This window comes from Halobacterium sp. MBLA0001, from assembly GCF_049705385.1.
Lineage (GTDB): Archaea > Halobacteriota > Halobacteria > Halobacteriales > Halobacteriaceae > Halobacterium > Halobacterium salinarum.
Genome location: NZ_JBNAMQ010000007.1, coordinates 1,054,816 through 1,067,490 on the forward strand (window position 1 = coordinate 1,054,816; position 12,675 = coordinate 1,067,490).

At 69.5% G+C, this 12,675-nt stretch carries 16 protein-coding genes; 8 read left to right on the top strand and 8 right to left on the bottom strand.

What is annotated here, in order from left to right; all coding sequences use genetic code 11:
• Window positions 1–88: 88 nt before the first annotated feature.
• Complete coding sequence (locus ACOZ32_RS06655) at window positions 89–430, top strand: DUF7565 family protein (protein ID WP_012289147.1); 342 nt, start codon at window positions 89–91, stop codon at window positions 428–430.
• Between the two features lie 9 nt (window positions 431–439).
• Here ACOZ32_RS06655 and ACOZ32_RS06660 read toward each other — a convergent pair whose 3' ends face one another.
• The 5 genes from ACOZ32_RS06660 to ACOZ32_RS06680 all read right to left on the bottom strand — a co-directional run bounded on the left by ACOZ32_RS06660 (window position 440) and on the right by ACOZ32_RS06680 (window position 4,709).
• Complete coding sequence (locus ACOZ32_RS06660; protein ID WP_010902230.1) at window positions 440–877, bottom strand: transcription elongation factor Spt5; 438 nt, start codon at window positions 875–877, stop codon at window positions 440–442.
• Window position 878: 1 nt separating this feature from the next.
• Window positions 879–1,052 carry a protein translocase SEC61 complex subunit gamma gene (locus tag ACOZ32_RS06665; RefSeq protein WP_205251461.1) on the bottom strand — a complete coding sequence of 58 codons (174 nt, stop codon included), beginning with the start codon at window positions 1,050–1,052 and terminating at the stop codon, window positions 879–881.
• A gap of 63 nt (window positions 1,053–1,115) precedes the next feature.
• Complete coding sequence (gene ftsZ / locus ACOZ32_RS06670; RefSeq protein WP_010902232.1) at window positions 1,116–2,306, bottom strand: cell division protein FtsZ; 1,191 nt, start codon at window positions 2,304–2,306, stop codon at window positions 1,116–1,118.
• A gap of 27 nt (window positions 2,307–2,333) precedes the next feature.
• Complete coding sequence (locus ACOZ32_RS06675) at window positions 2,334–3,695, bottom strand: D-aminoacyl-tRNA deacylase (RefSeq protein ID WP_205251462.1); 1,362 nt, start codon at window positions 3,693–3,695, stop codon at window positions 2,334–2,336.
• 60 nt (window positions 3,696–3,755) lie between these two features.
• On the bottom strand, window positions 3,756–4,709 hold the full coding sequence (locus tag ACOZ32_RS06680; protein WP_205251463.1) for a calcium/sodium antiporter: 954 nt from the start codon (window positions 4,707–4,709) through the stop codon (window positions 3,756–3,758).
• Window positions 4,710–4,786: 77 nt separating this feature from the next.
• Here ACOZ32_RS06680 and ACOZ32_RS06685 point away from each other — a divergent pair, with 77 nt between their 5' ends.
• From ACOZ32_RS06685 to ACOZ32_RS06710, 6 genes are read left to right on the top strand one after another with little or no spacing between them, the layout of a single operon-like run.
• Window positions 4,787–5,587, top strand: coding sequence for a shikimate dehydrogenase (locus ACOZ32_RS06685; RefSeq protein WP_205251464.1), 801 nt, complete (start codon window positions 4,787–4,789; stop codon window positions 5,585–5,587).
• A gap of 26 nt (window positions 5,588–5,613) precedes the next feature.
• On the top strand, window positions 5,614–5,973 hold the full coding sequence (locus ACOZ32_RS06690; protein WP_012289149.1) for a helix-hairpin-helix domain-containing protein: 360 nt from the start codon (window positions 5,614–5,616) through the stop codon (window positions 5,971–5,973).
• A gap of 14 nt (window positions 5,974–5,987) precedes the next feature.
• Window positions 5,988–7,454, top strand: coding sequence for an aminodeoxychorismate synthase, component I (gene pabB / locus ACOZ32_RS06695; protein WP_205251465.1), 1,467 nt, complete (start codon window positions 5,988–5,990; stop codon window positions 7,452–7,454).
• Window positions 7,451–8,026, top strand: coding sequence for an anthranilate synthase component II (locus tag ACOZ32_RS06700; protein WP_205251466.1), 576 nt, complete (start codon window positions 7,451–7,453; stop codon window positions 8,024–8,026). The genes pabB and ACOZ32_RS06700 overlap by 4 nt, the downstream gene beginning before the upstream one ends.
• Window positions 8,011–8,868 (top strand): aminotransferase class IV, encoded by an 858-nt coding sequence (locus tag ACOZ32_RS06705; RefSeq protein ID WP_205251467.1) that lies wholly within the window; start codon window positions 8,011–8,013, stop codon window positions 8,866–8,868. Before ACOZ32_RS06700 ends, ACOZ32_RS06705 begins: the two co-directional genes overlap by 16 nt.
• Before the next feature lie 45 nt (window positions 8,869–8,913).
• Entirely contained in the window at window positions 8,914–9,384 is a 471-nt protein-coding gene (locus ACOZ32_RS06710; RefSeq protein ID WP_010902240.1) for a Rieske (2Fe-2S) protein, read from the top strand.
• On the opposite strand, the gene ACOZ32_RS06715 is transcribed toward ACOZ32_RS06710, so the two are convergent.
• Window positions 9,381–9,671: a transcriptional regulator gene (locus ACOZ32_RS06715; protein WP_205251468.1), complete on the bottom strand. Its 291-nt coding sequence runs from the start codon at window positions 9,669–9,671 to the stop codon at window positions 9,381–9,383. The two genes, ACOZ32_RS06710 and ACOZ32_RS06715, sit on opposite strands and share 4 nt — an antisense overlap.
• A gap of 58 nt (window positions 9,672–9,729) precedes the next feature.
• On the opposite strand from ACOZ32_RS06715, the gene ACOZ32_RS06720 reads away from it, so the two are divergent.
• Window positions 9,730–10,719 (top strand): sugar phosphate nucleotidyltransferase, encoded by a 990-nt coding sequence (locus ACOZ32_RS06720; RefSeq protein WP_424335092.1) that lies wholly within the window; start codon window positions 9,730–9,732, stop codon window positions 10,717–10,719.
• Here ACOZ32_RS06720 and ACOZ32_RS06725 read toward each other — a convergent pair whose 3' ends face one another.
• Both ACOZ32_RS06725 and ACOZ32_RS06730 read right to left on the bottom strand, forming a co-directional pair.
• Window positions 10,720–11,442: a diphthine--ammonia ligase gene (locus tag ACOZ32_RS06725; protein WP_424335093.1), complete on the bottom strand. Its 723-nt coding sequence runs from the start codon at window positions 11,440–11,442 to the stop codon at window positions 10,720–10,722.
• A gap of 46 nt (window positions 11,443–11,488) precedes the next feature.
• Window positions 11,489–12,637 carry a DUF373 family protein gene (locus ACOZ32_RS06730; RefSeq protein WP_205252431.1) on the bottom strand — a complete coding sequence of 383 codons (1,149 nt, stop codon included), beginning with the start codon at window positions 12,635–12,637 and terminating at the stop codon, window positions 11,489–11,491.
• Window positions 12,638–12,675: the final 38 nt, after the last annotated feature.

Here is a 12,675-nt window from a genome sequence, read left to right on the forward strand (position 1 = left end):
CGCCGGCATCCACCACGTGGTGGCGTTGCGTGCTCGTTTTCAGCCCGTTGTCACAACGTTTATGCGAGCACTCAGGCTAGTACCGTGCATGTCTGGGTGGAAGTGCGCGATCGCTGGCTGCGGGTCGACGTTCGGGACCGTCGAGGGACTACTCGCCCACCAGGTCACCGACCACGACGCCCACACGTGTGAGGTCTGCGACGAAACCATCCCGGAGGGGTATTTCGCGATCAAGCACGGGCTCGAAGAACACACGCGCGCCGAGTACGTGCGCTACTACGACGGCGACGCCGCCGCCGTGCGCGAACGCGAGGAGGTACTCGACGCCGTCAACGACGCGCTCGATCCGGCGGTGCTCAAAGACCTGCTCAGCGACGAGCGCGCGAACGCATTGGACACCACCGAGCCGGACCCGGTCACCACGAAGTGACCGCCGGGCCTACCGCTCTTCGCTGTCCAAGACGCGGATCTGGTCGCCCCGGACGGTTACGGGGATCGGCACTGTCGCCTCGTACAACTCCACGGTCACCTGGTCTTTGCCCTCGTCGATGCGCTGCACCTGGGCCTTCTCGCCTTTGAACGGGCCGGCGATGAGCTCGACGATGTCGTTCTCGGCGATGCCCTCGACGTCCGGTTTCGGCGAGAGGAAATGCTCGACCTCCGAGATCCCCGACTCACCCGGGACGAGACTCCGGGCGTGTGGGATCTCGTCCATCGTGCGCTCGATGGCGGCCGTGTCCTCGGCCTCCACCATCACGTAACTCGTCAGCGCGTCGGGCGCGAGCACGGCGTGGATCGTGTCCTCCTCACGGTTCGCGATCATGCTCGCGACGGTCTGCTCCTGGCTGGCGGTGGTCTTCACTGCGAACACGCTCATCTCAGATCACCGATACGATCCCGCCCATGATGAGGAACACAACGAACCCGATGGCGCCGATCAGCAGGATGCCTGCGCCGGCGATCTTCGCGATCTGGGAGAACTCCTCCCAGGACGGCGTGCTCGCCAGCCGGAGCACCCGGGTGTATGCCGAAAGCTCTAGGGGAACGTCCATACAGGGGGTCAGACGACGCTAACTTTTTTATCTATTGATGCTGCGGCCGGCACAGACCCCGCGTCACTCCACGTAATCGATGTCCTCGATCTCCGAGCCCGCTTGGGGTTCCGGCTCCGGTTCGGGCGTCGACTCCTGTGCCGGGCCGTCGCCTTCGGCGGCCTCGTTTCGGCCGTAAATCTGGGGTGAATCGACGCCGGTCACGACCACCATCGTCCGCATCTCCTCCTGGATCTGCTCGTCGATGCTCGTTCCCCAGATGATGCGGGCGTCCGGGTCGATCCGGTCGTAGAGCTGCTCGACGACCCCCTCAGCCTCCTCGATGCTCATGCCCGGGCCGCCCGTGACGTTCACCAGCGCGGAGTTCGCCGAGGAGATGTCCACGTCGAGCAACGGCGACCGCAGCGCCGACTGCACCGAATCAGCGGCCTTCGCGTCCGAATCGGCCTCGCCAAGCCCGATCATCGCCACCCCGCCTTTCTCCATGACGGTGCGCACGTCCGCGAAATCCAGGTTCACCAGCCCCGGCTTCGTGATGAGCTCCGTGATGCCTTTCACCGACCGCATCAGCACCTCGTCGGACACCTTGAACGCCTCGCGCACCGGCAGCTTCCCGACCGAGTCGAGCAGCCGGTCGTTGGGCACCACGATCACGGTGTCCGCGACGTCGCGGAGCCGCTCCAAGCCGGCTTCCGCGTTCGTCCGCCGCACCTCGCCTTCCGCGGTGAACGGCGTGGTGACGATCGCGATCGTGAGTGCACCCTGCTCGCGGGCGGCCTTCGCCACGACCGGCGCCGACCCGGTTCCCGTACCGCCGCCGAGGCCGGCGGTCACGAACACCATATCCGACCCCGCGATCGAATCGCGGATCTCGCCTTGGGACTCGATTGCGGCCTCCTCACCGACCTGTGGCAGCGACCCAGCACCCCGGCCTTTGGTCTTCTGTTGCCCCATCAGGATCTTGGTGTCGGCCTCGATGTCGACGAGATGCTGGACGTCAGTGTTCGCCGCAACCAAGTCCGCGCCATGGATCCCCTCCGTAGCCATCCGGTCGACCGTGTTCGACCCGGCACCGCCACACCCAACCACGGTAATATTCGTCTGCAGTTCCTGGAGGACGTCCTCCAGTTCGTTGTCAGTCATCGTGCCGGTCGGGACCGTATCGCCCCCACCGCCAGCGACGTCGGCCGGCTCCGAAGCCGAGTCCTCGGACTCCTCGGCCTCGTCGATGGCGTCCTGTACAATCGAGTCCATTGTTGGCTAACGGGTAGCGTGTGAGGCTTAATTACCTTTCCCCTCATCGTCGGACGGGCGTCGCACGCGCTCTCGCGGCCGCTCGTGGAGGGCAACGTCGGCGCGCACGGTTTCGGTCGTGGTGACCGCTGCCGGCGCGATGGTCCGCCCGTCGTGCTCGATCGCCTCCCCGCCTGCGAGCCGCCCGAACGCCGGGCCTTCGGGCACACCGAGGGCCGCCGCGGCCTCCGGATCGAACACCTCCCGGGTGGCGGTCAGCTCGCCGTCCGCCCGCGACACCGACGCGTACTCGGCGTCGAGCACCGCCGCCACGTCGTCGACAAACGCCTCGTAGGCGTCTGCATCGGGGAACGCCGCTGATCCGGCCAGGCGGCGCCCTGCGTTCACCGTTGTGACGGCGAGTGCGTGACTGCGGCCGGCCGCAACCGTCGCCGCGGTGTCGACGGCGTGGGCGGCGTCGAGCACGGCGTCCGGCAGCTCCACGACGAGATAGCCGCCGGTGTGCGTGGCCGCCGGCTCGCCGAAGCGCAGCCCGTCGTCGACGGTCGTCAGCGACTCTTCCAGGGCAGCCACACGCGACAGCGGGACGCCGTCGGTCTCCCGCACCCACGTCTCCGAGACGACCGTATACCCGAGGTCCCTGATCGTCTCCGTGAGCTCCGGGCGGTCCCCCTCCACCAGCGCGTGCGCCGCACCGCTGGCAGTGAACATCGCGTCGACGACCCCGCGGTGGGCGTCCGGGCGGCCGAGCTCGGTGAGGCTCCAATCGGCGGCCACGTGGCCCACCGGCCAGTCGGTGTCCGCCAGGATCCGTGTCGCCCGCGGGGTGTAATGGCCGCCGCCGAACACCACCACCGCGCGGTCGCCATGCGGGGGGACGCCCCGCAGGTCACGCACTGCGCGTGCGACCGCACGCGCCCCCGCGTCGTCCTGCCACTCGGCGGGCGAACTCCCCAGCTCCACGAACATCGACGGTGCGCCGACGCTCGTCGGGCCGTGGTGGGTGCATTCCATGGCCACGTCGTACTCCGGGGGCGCGTACGACCGCAGCGAGTCAACGACGGCGTGGTGGGCGTTCGGGCACGCCGGGGCGACCGACCGGTCCGCGCCGCCGTACTCCGCCGCTCCGAAGTTCCCCGTGTAGTGTGCGGACAACAACGGGCCGGTATCGCCGCTGTGCCGGGACACCACCACGACCATGTCGACCGCCGCCTCGAAGGCGTCGGCGGCGTCGTCGATGGTGGTGTGGAGCTCCTCGAACACCCGAACTTCGATCCCGTCGGCGCGGTACGCGTCCGGGCCGATGCGCTCGAAGTCCTCGATCTCACGCAGCTGCGCCCAGATGTGTGTGGACGCCTCGTCGGCGCGACTCACAACGATTCCGATCACGCACACGCCTTCGACAGCCCCGGTAAAACGCCTCCCGGTTGCCGCTCATGCCGCCGGCACTTACGGCACCAGGAAGTAGACGAACCCGCCGTAGGACCCGATCAACACCGCACCCTCGACGCGAGTGATGCGGTCGCCGACCGCCATCATCCCCAGCGCCAACACGGTGAACCCGAGCATCACCGGCAACTCGAAGGCCAGCGTGCCCTTCGTGACGGTGATCGGCACCAGGATCGCAACGATCCCGATCACCGCGAGCACGTTGTAGATGTTCGACCCGACCACGTTCCCGATGGAGAAATCCGCCTCGTCGCGCAGCGCGCTCACGACCGACGTGGCGAGCTCCGGGACCGACGTGCCGAACGCGATGACCGTCAGCCCGATGAACAGGTCGCTGAACCCGAACTCCATGAGGACGCCCCGCCCGCCGGTGATGAGCGCGCGGGAGCCACCGAGCAACAGCAGGATCGCACCCACGAGCACCACGTAGTCGCGGGCGGTGGCGGTCGCGTCGTCGTCCATGTCCACGTCGTCGGGCAGCGACACCTCGTCATCCTGCTGGGCGTGGCGGTATATGTACGCCGTGAACACCGCCAACAGCGCGAGCAACGCGACGCCGTCGAGGGCGCCAAGCGTCCCGTCCAGGGACAGCCCGACGAGCGCCAGCGCGGCCGCAAGCATGAACGGCCCGTGGTGGTACAGCAGCGTCTTGTCGACGTCCATGGGCCGGAGCAGCGCCGCCGTTCCCAACACGAGCCCGATGTTCGCGATGTTCGACCCCACGATGTTGCCCAGCGCGATGCTGTCGCCGGCGGTGATGCCGCCGACCGTGCTGACGAACAGCTCCGGCGCGGTCGTCGCGAACGCCACGACGGTGACGCCGACGGTTGCGGCCTTGATGCCGTGGGAGAGCGCGAGCGCGGAGGCGGCGGACACCAGCAGCTCCGCCCCCACGTACAACAGGAGGATGCCGGCAACGAGGATGCCCCCGTTGACGAGCAGCGAGTCGGCCATACGGATCGAAACCAGGCAGCGAGTAAAAAACGGTTCGGTGTGCGACCAGTTATGCTGCTGGCGCGACGAGCCGGCGCATGGACGTCTACGGACTGATCGGGAACCCGGTCGGGCATTCGCTGTCGCCGCCGCTGCACGCGGCCGCCTACGACGAGTGCGGGCTCGACGCCCGGTACGTGACCTTCGAGCCGGCACCGGACGACGCCGCGGCCGCCATCCGAGGGGCTGGCGCGCTCGGCGTGGCGGGGCTGAACGTCACCGCGCCGTTCAAGCAGTCGGCCGCGTCGGCGGTGGCGACCGACTCGATGGCCGCCCGGGTGGGCGCCGTCAACACCATCGACTTCTCCGGGGCCGCGCCCCGCGGGTACAACACCGACGTTGCGGGCGTGAAGCGCGCGTTCGCCCACCACGACGTGTCGCTGTCGGGCACGCAGGCTGTGGTCGTCGGCGCGGGTGGTGCCGGCCGCGCCGCCGCGTTCGCGCTCGCCGACGCCGGGGCGACCGTTCGGATCGCCAACCGAACACGGGCGGCCGCCGACGAACTCGCCGCCGACGTGGGTGGCACGGCCGTCGGCCTCGGTGACCTGCCGCGGAGCCTCGCCGACGCGACGGTCCTGGTCCACGCCACCACGGTGGGGATGGACGACCCGGACACGTCGCCGGTGTCCGCCGACGCCCTCCACGACGATCTCGCCGTCCTAGACGCCGTGTACTCGCCGGTTGAGACGCGGCTGCTGCGGGACGCCGCGGCCGCCGGCGCAACCACGATCGACGGCGCGTGGATGCTGCTCTATCAGGGTGCCGAGGCGTTCGAGCGCTGGACCGGCCTGGACGCCCCCGTGGCGGCGATGCGCGCCGCCCTCCGTGCACGGCTTTAAGTCCGCCGGGGGTATATGTGCGACCAATGGGTCTGCTCTCGAAACTCAAGTCGTTGTTCGGGGCTGCTGACAACGACCATCCGCCAGGCAGTGGCGTCGACATCACTGTCGAGCACGAGCCCGACGCCACCACCGAGCGCGCCGTCAAAGGTGCGGAGTCGACGCCCCAGGCCACCGACGACAGCCAGCCTGCCGACGCCGAGCCGGCCGCCGGCGATCTCACCGACATCACGGGCATCGGGCCGGCGTACGCCAGCCGCCTCGCGGACGCCGGCGTCACGACACCACAGGAGCTGGCCGCCGCCGACACCGACGACATCGCGGCGGCGACGGATCTCTCCCCGAAACGCATCCGGCGCTGGCGCGACCGCGTCGGCGACCAGTAACGTGGCGACACCGCATGCCTGACTCGGCGGCGCTTGCGACCGACCCCGCGGCGTTCCGCGACGCCGCCGGCGACGCCACAGCACCGACGCGTGCCGTAGTCGAGGCGCGCCTGCCGGTCACCGACCCGTTCGCGGCGTACCGGCGCGCCCGCGGCGACGCCCCGTCGTTCCACTACGAGACCACCGGCGGCAGCGACGGCTGGGGCTACTTCGGCGTCGATCCGGCGTCGATGCTGCGGGCCGACGGCGCGGGCGCGCTCGACACCGTCCAGGCCGCCGTCGGCGCGCGCCTCGCTCGGGTCGACTGCGACGTCCCACACCCCGGCGGCCTGTTCGGCTGGCTCAGCTACGACATCGCCCGCGAACTCGAAGCGATCCCTGACACCACCACCGACGCGCGCGGGCTGCCCCGCCTCCAACTCGGCGTCTACCCCACGATCGCGGCGTGGCGCGAGCCGTTCACGCCTGGGGACGACCTCCGCCTGATCGCCGCCGTCCCGGTCGACGAGTACACCCCCGACGGCGCGTTCGAGGCCGGCCGCGACCGCGTGCAGGCGCTTGCGGCAGCCATCCGGGACGGCGACCCCGCGGTCGGCCCGCCGCCCGCCGACTCCCCCGCGCCGTTCGAGAGCGCGGCCGGCCGCGCGGCGTTCGAGGCGCGGGTCCGCCGCATCCAGGACGCCATCCGGGACGGCGACACCTTCCAGGCGAACGTCAGCCACCGCCTCGACGCCCCGGCGGCCGTCCACCCGGTGGCGGTGTTCGAGGCGCTCCGGGACACCAACCCCGCGCCCTACTCGGGGATCGTCGAGTTCCCGGGCGTCGATCTGGTGTCGGCCAGCCCGGAGCTGCTGCTCGCGCGGCGCGGCCGCGAGCTCACCACCGAGCCGATTGCGGGCACACGCCCCCGCGGGGCCACCCCCGCCGAGGACGACGCCGCCCGGGCGGCGCTCCGCGCCGACGACAAGGAGCGCGCCGAGCACGCGATGCTGGTCGATCTGGAGCGCAACGACCTCGGGAAGGTCAGCGAGTACGGCTCCGTGGCGGTCCCGGACTACCGGCGCGTGGACGCGTACAGCGAGGTGTTGCACCTCGTCAGTGAAGTCACGGGCCGGCTCCGCGAGTCGTGTTCGCTCCGTGACGCGATCGCCGCGGTCTTTCCCGGCGGAACTATTACCGGCGCGCCCAAGCCCCGTACAATGGCGCTCATCGACACCGTCGAAGCCACCCGCCGGGGCCCCTACACGGGCAGCCTCGCCGCCATCGGGTTCGACGGTGACGCCACGCTCAGCATCACCATCCGAACGCTCGTCAGACGCGCCGCCACCTACCACCTGCGCGTCGGCGCCGGCATCGTCCACGACTCCACGCCCGCAGCCGAATACGACGAAACCCTCGCGAAAGCCCGCGCACTCGTCACCGCGCTGGGGGACGCCGGCGGCATCGGGCGCGTCGCCGACACGACGCCCGACAACTCGTGACCCGCATCCTCGTCGTCGACAACTACGACTCGTTCGTGTACAACCTCGTGCAGTACGTCGGCGCGGCCGCCGACGACGTGGTCGTCCGGCGGAACGACGCCATCGACACCGCCGCCGTCCGCGACCTCGACCCGGACGGGATCGTCGTCTCCCCCGGCCCCGGCACGCCCGCCGACGCGGGCGTCACCGTCCCCGTGTTCCGTGAGTTGTCGTACCCGACGCTCGGCGTGTGCCTGGGCCACCAGGCGCTGTGTGCCGCCGCGGGTGCCACGGTCACGGCCGCCCCACGGGTCGTCCACGGCAAACCCTCGACGGTCCGCCACGACGGAACGGGCGTCTTCGCTGGGCTCCCGGACACGTTCGACACCGGCCGGTACCACTCGCTGTCCGTCCCGGAATCGGGGCTGCCCGATGCGGTGGTGCCGACTGCCCGCACGACCGACGGCGTCCTCATGGGGGTCCGACACCGGGACGCGCCACACGTCGGCGTACAGTTCCACCCCGAAAGCATCCTCACACCGGTCGGCTCCGACCTCATCACCAACTTCCTCTCCCTATGCGATACCACGTAAACGGCGCGCTCGTGGACGCCGCCGACGCAACCGTCAGCGTCCGCGACCGCGGCTTCCAGTACGGCGACGCAGCGTTCGAAACCATGCGCGCGTACGGCGGCCAGACGTTCGCCTGGACCGCCCACTACCGCCGCCTGCAGGCCACCTGTGACTCGCTGGGCATCGACCACGACCTCTCGGAGGCGGCGCTGCGGGGGCGCGTCCACGAGACGCTCGCCGCCAACGACCTCGCGGACGCCTACGTCCGGCTGTCGATCACTCGGGGCGTCCAGGACGGCCGGCTCACCCCGCGGGACACGACCGATCCGACCGTCGTCGTGGTGGTCGACGCGCTCCCCCGCGGCGGCGTCGACGGCGACCCGGTCTGGTCGATGCCCGCCACCGTCGAAACCACGACGATCACCCAACACCGCGACACCACCATCCCCAGCACCGCGAAAACCCACAACTACCTGCCCGGCGTGCTCGCCCGCCGCGACATCGCCGCCGACGCCGACGAAGCGCTGTTCGTCACGCCCGACGGCCACCTCACGGAGGGCGCTGCGAGCAACCTCTTTTTCGTCGCCGACGGCACCCTCTACACGCCCAGCGGCGATCTCGACGTGTTGCCCGGGATCACGCGGTGGGCGGTCGCCGAACTCGCCGCCGAGCACGGGCTCACGGTGCACACGGGCGCGTACACGCCGTCCCGGCTCTACGACGCCGACGAGGCGTTCCTCACGAACACCACCTGGGAGGTGCGCCCCATCGCGCGCGTCGACGACGCCACGTACGACACGTGCCGGATCGGGGCCGCCCTCGCCAGCGCGTACAACGCCGAGATCGAACGCCGCCACTACTAGGGGCCACCAGTGCGTTCAAGCAGCCCGCGCCAATACGCACTGGTAATGGTTGACGGCGACACCGACGGTGGGGACGCCGCTGAGCCGGCCCCCGGCGACGGCGCACAGATCGCGTCCGTGACGGACCTCCAGGCCGGCGACAGCTTCCGGTTCACCGTCCGGGACCGCGACAGCGGCGACGAACAGGAGGCGATCCTCGTGGCGCTGTCCGACGGCTCGATCACGGGCTGGCTGAACTACTGCATGCACTGGACGGACGTCACACTCGACTCCGGGTCGGGCGCAGTCCGCGACGGCGAACTGGTCTGCCGGAAACACGCAGCCACCTTCGACCCCACTTCCGGCGTCTGCACACACGGCCCGTGTGAGGGGGCGACACTCACCGCCGTCGACGTGACCGTCCAGGACGGCACCGTCTCGTTGACCGATCCGGACTACGAGTTTGTCATGCAGGGCGTCGACCCCGGCGACCCCGCGGACCTGTCCACGTCCCCGGGCTCCCGCATCGGGTTCTAAGCCGGCTCCACGACGAACGCCGGCTCCGCGATCGACTCGCTTTTGCACTCCGGACACCGCGACGGCACGTTCACGGGGTCGTCGAAGTCCTCGAAGCCACAGTCCCGGCACGCCGGCGGTCGCACCAGCAACTCCTCGTCGGCGCTGTCCAGGCTCTCGGCGATATGCCTGACGTGGGTCAGGGCTGTTCCGCGCGCCACGTCGAACGCCGCCGCGACCTCGCTCGGCGTTGCCGGCTGCTCGCGGAGCGCCGCCCGGACGCGCTCTCGGGTCGTTCGGTCGTCCATACGTAGCCAGTGTCGCCGGATGAAAAAGGACTTACCGGACCGTGTGGACCTGGTTGGTATGAAAGCCGTCGTGCTCGCCGGCGGATACGCGACCCGGCTTTGGCCGATCACGAAAGACCGGCCGAAGATGTTCCTGCCGGTCGGCGACTCCACCGTCATCGATCGCATCTTCGCGGATCTCGAATCCGACGACCGCATCGACACCGTCTACGTCTCCACCAACGAGCGGTTCGCCGGCGAGTTCCGCAGCCACCTCGCGGAGCGCTCCTTCGAGAAGCCGCAGCTGTCCGTCGAAGACACCACCGACGAGGACGAGAAGTTCGGCGTGATGGGGGCGCTCGCGCAGCTCGTCGACCGTGAATCCATCACCGACGACCTGGTGGTGATCGCCGGCGACAACCTCATCTCCTTCGACGTTTCCGCGTTCGTGGACTTCTTCGAGGAACACGACGCCGACAACCCCGCGATCGCCGCCTACGACGTGGGCAGCTACGAGCGCGCGCAGTCCTACGGGTTGGTCGAGTTGCACGGCGACGAGGTCATCAACTTCCAGGAGAAGCCCGACGACCCCAACAGCACGCTGGTCTCCATCGCGTGTTACGCCTACCCCGAATCGGTCGTCGCGGACATCGACACGTACCTCGCCGCCGACGGCAACCCCGACGAACCCGGGTGGTTCGTGGAGTGGCTACAGGACCGCCAGTCCGTCCGCGCGTTCACGTTCGAAGGCGCCTGGTTCGACATCGGCACTCCGGAGTCGTACCTCGACGCCGTCGCGTGGACGCTCGACGGCGACAGCATCGTCGCCGACGACGCCACCGTCTCCAACACCACCATCGGCGAGAACGTCCACGTGTTGCCCGGCGCCGAGCTGACCAACTCCACGGTTTCCAACAGCGTCATCTTCCCCGACGCCACGCTCCGGGACTGCGACGTCCGTAACTCCATCATCGACGAGGACACCGTCCTGGACTCCATCGACTTCTCGGGCGCGCTCATCGGCGCCCACACCACCATCGAGAACGGGCACGACGCGGACGGCCGCTAGCTACGGCCCGAGGCACGCCTCGGTGATCTCGATGTGCCCGCGGTCGCCCGCCCACACGGTCTCGTAATCGAGTCTGATCGGGCGGTCCATATGCGGGGCGTCGGTCACCAGCGTTTCGAACTCGCCGCCCTCGCCGAGCACGTGGACGCCGTACTCGTCGTTGAGCGCGGCGAGCTCCGCCAGCGCGTCACGGTCGAGGCGTCGCCCCAGCCACGACTCGTCGAGCCCGTAGGCCGCCACCTGAATGATGCGGATCTCGAACCCCGCTGTGAGCATCGCATCAGCCAGCTCCCGGGGCGGCTGCTGCCAGAGGGGCGCGTACAACTCACACCCAAGCCGGTCGCACATTCCCTCCATGCGGCTGGTCTGGAAGTCGCTCTCGACGGCCCCCGCGATCACGCCCGCGAGCCCGCCGTCCAGGGTATCGGCTACGTCGGTCACGGCGTCCTCCAGCGGTTCGAGCTCGGTGTCGCCCTGCGCGCCCGCGTCGGCTACGTCCGCCGTCTCGAAGGCGTCCGGCGTCACGTTCACCACTGGGATGCCGATGCTCTCGGCGGCGAGCTCCGCGAGCCGCGTCGCCGGGACGTGGTACATGTACGAGTCGCTCTCCGGATGCACCGTCACCAGCCGGCCGACGTCCAAGCCGGCTTCAAGCGCCCGGTAGAGCGCCCACGAGGAGTCTTTGCCCCCGGAGAACAGGCCCACCCATTGTCCGTCAGTCATGCCGACGCGTTGTCCCACCAGCCCGATATACTTGCTCTTCGCGGCGTCACTGCTCGGCGGAGCGCTCCACGTCGCGGATCGTCACGCCCGAGACGTACGTCGCAACGCGAATCCCCGCAACGCTCACCAACACCCCCAACACGACGAACACCGCGAGCCGCTGCTCGGGGGAGACCCGGAACCCCCGCACGGAGAGCGCGCCCAGCGCGGCGCTCGGGGCAGTCAACGGGGCCACGATGCCGGCGCGCTCCATGAAGTACACCGCGAACCCGCGAACCACGAGACCAACCGCAAGCACGCCGAACGGCAGGTTCACGAACGACGTGCGCACGTCGTCGTTGCGGATGTACTCGTCGAACAGCCGGCCGCCGCTGGCGGTGAGCGCGCCCAACGTGACCCAGGGAATGCTGTAGTAGGTGAACGTCATCGCGGCCACAAGCCGGGACAGTCCTGCGGCCTGGTTCGTGAGCCCGAGCGCACCCGCAAACACACCCACGAGTCCGAGGCCGCCCGCGACGACGTACGTCACAATCGACACGCGCCCGGAGTACAACGCGTCCCGCGCCTGCCCGGGGAGCGCGGCCACGTACTCGTCGACCCCCAGGCCCTTGTACAGTAAGAACAACCCGATCACGGTGGTGATGCTGGCCGCTGCAACCGCGAGGCTGCCCGTCACCATCATCAACCCGGGGAACACGAGCAACACGATCCCGACCGGAACCAGCACGGTCTGGCGCAGCTCCTCGTCGGCGAGGAACTGCTTCAGGAGGTAGTACGTCGACTCCAAGTCTCGGGCCTGGCGCACGACCACGCGATCGACCGCGTCGACCTGAATGCGGCTTTCGACGATCGGCACGACGCGCTCGTCGGCCGCGCTGTCGACCACGACCACACAGGAGTCCGGGTCGTGGCGGTCCACGAGGCTGTCGAACTGTTGGGCGACCGACCGATCCGCGGTCACCCCGTCCCCGGTCGCCGACACCGCCGCCACCACGGCGTCGTCCGCGCCGTCCCGCAAGTCCCGCGTCACGCGCAACGCCTCCAGGAGGCAGTTGACACTCGCGTCCTCCGGATCGGCAACGCCCATATCCGTGACCAACGACTGTACGGCCTCCCAGCCGGCGATCGGCGTCCGCAGTCCGGTCTGTCGGGAAATATCACCGGCCCGGTCGACGCACACCACCAGCGTACGCATCTCTCGGTTCGACGGTTACGTCCCCATCACAAAAACTT

Bases quoted from the DNA above. Each gene is read 5' to 3' on its own strand.
- ACOZ32_RS06730 (WP_205252431.1), bottom strand. From the start codon at position 12,637: ATGCGTACGCTGGTGGTGTGCGTCGACCGGGCCGGTGATATTTCCCGA.
- ftsZ (WP_010902232.1), bottom strand. From the start codon at position 2,306: ATGGACTCGATTGTACAGGACGCCATCGACGAGGCCGAGGAGTCCGAG.
- ACOZ32_RS06685 (WP_205251464.1), top strand. From the start codon at position 4,787: ATGGACGTCTACGGACTGATCGGGAACCCGGTCGGGCATTCGCTGTCG.
- pabB (WP_205251465.1), top strand. From the start codon at position 5,988: ATGCCTGACTCGGCGGCGCTTGCGACCGACCCCGCGGCGTTCCGCGAC.
- ACOZ32_RS06680 (WP_205251463.1), bottom strand. From the start codon at position 4,709: ATGGCCGACTCGCTGCTCGTCAACGGGGGCATCCTCGTTGCCGGCATC.
- ACOZ32_RS06715 (WP_205251468.1), bottom strand. From the start codon at position 9,671: ATGGACGACCGAACGACCCGAGAGCGCGTCCGGGCGGCGCTCCGCGAG.
- ACOZ32_RS06655 (WP_012289147.1), top strand. From the start codon at position 89: ATGTCTGGGTGGAAGTGCGCGATCGCTGGCTGCGGGTCGACGTTCGGG.
- ACOZ32_RS06725 (WP_424335093.1), bottom strand. From the start codon at position 11,442: ATGACTGACGGACAATGGGTGGGCCTGTTCTCCGGGGGCAAAGACTCC.
- ACOZ32_RS06665 (WP_205251461.1), bottom strand. From the start codon at position 1,052: ATGGACGTTCCCCTAGAGCTTTCGGCATACACCCGGGTGCTCCGGCTG.
- ACOZ32_RS06690 (WP_012289149.1), top strand. From the start codon at position 5,614: ATGGGTCTGCTCTCGAAACTCAAGTCGTTGTTCGGGGCTGCTGACAAC.
- ACOZ32_RS06660 (WP_010902230.1), bottom strand. From the start codon at position 877: ATGAGCGTGTTCGCAGTGAAGACCACCGCCAGCCAGGAGCAGACCGTC.
- ACOZ32_RS06710 (WP_010902240.1), top strand. From the start codon at position 8,914: ATGGTTGACGGCGACACCGACGGTGGGGACGCCGCTGAGCCGGCCCCC.
- ACOZ32_RS06705 (WP_205251467.1), top strand. From the start codon at position 8,011: ATGCGATACCACGTAAACGGCGCGCTCGTGGACGCCGCCGACGCAACC.
- ACOZ32_RS06720 (WP_424335092.1), top strand. From the start codon at position 9,730: ATGAAAGCCGTCGTGCTCGCCGGCGGATACGCGACCCGGCTTTGGCCG.